The sequence below is a fragment of the Mycoplasma testudineum genome (assembly GCF_002245785.1).
Taxonomy (GTDB): domain Bacteria; phylum Bacillota_I; class Bacilli_A; order Mycoplasmatales; family Metamycoplasmataceae; genus Mycoplasmopsis_B; species Mycoplasmopsis_B testudinea.
Window position 1 is genome coordinate 1 of record NZ_NNCE01000014.1, and the last position, 741, is coordinate 741.

1 protein-coding gene and 1 CRISPR repeat array are annotated in these 741 nt (G+C 27.5%); the gene reads left to right on the forward strand.

All coding sequences use genetic code 4. The features are described from left to right. Nucleotides 1–96 precede the first annotated feature (96 nt). On the forward strand, nt 97–333 hold the full coding sequence (locus CG473_RS04375) for a hypothetical protein (RefSeq protein WP_425320039.1): 237 nt from the start codon (nt 97–99) through the stop codon (nt 331–333). Nucleotides 334–399: 66 nt separating this feature from the next. After that, a CRISPR array of direct repeats spans nt 400–699; the repeat unit is 36 nt; unit sequence GTTTATTGATACAAAAATATAATACTATGCCAAAAC. Nucleotides 700–741 lie beyond the last annotated feature (42 nt).

Genomic DNA, 741 nt, shown 5'->3' on the forward strand with positions numbered 1-741 from the left:
TCGATCAAATTGCTTTCCATTTTTTTCATAATAAAAACGGTCCTTTCTGCTAAGACCGTTAATTTTTGTTAGCTCCCGATACAAAAATATAATACTATGCCAAAACAGTTATCAATACTTACAACATCAATAGTTAGTTTATTGATACAAAAATATAATACTATGCCAAAACAAGCTGTTGCCATGCATTTACAAAATGTATGTTTATTGATACAAAAATATAATACTATGCCAAAACCCAAAGTGGTGCCTTCTTGCATCTTCATTAGTTTATTGATACAAAAATATAATACTATGCCAAAACCTATGGTTATACCAGCTAATTGGTTATAATGTTTATTGATACAAAATATAATACTATGCCAAAACTATAAACGAAGTTCCAACAATACCCGGCTTGTTTATTGATACAAAAATATAATACTATGCCAAAACATGAAAAAAGTTATGAAACCGAAACATTTCGTTTATTGATACAAAAATATAATACTATGCCAAAACATAAATGTTTGAATTTCAGTAAAATGTCAAGTTTATTGATACAAAAATATAATACTATGCCAAAACTACAGAAAGAAGTTAAAAATGAATTACACAGTTTATTGATACAAAAATATAATACTATGCCAAAACAGGCCCAAAAGGAGAAGCTGGTCAAACTGGGTTTATTGATACAAAAATATAATACTATGCCAAAACTCACTCGAGAATTTTGTAGACTGTTTTTAAGTTTATTGATAA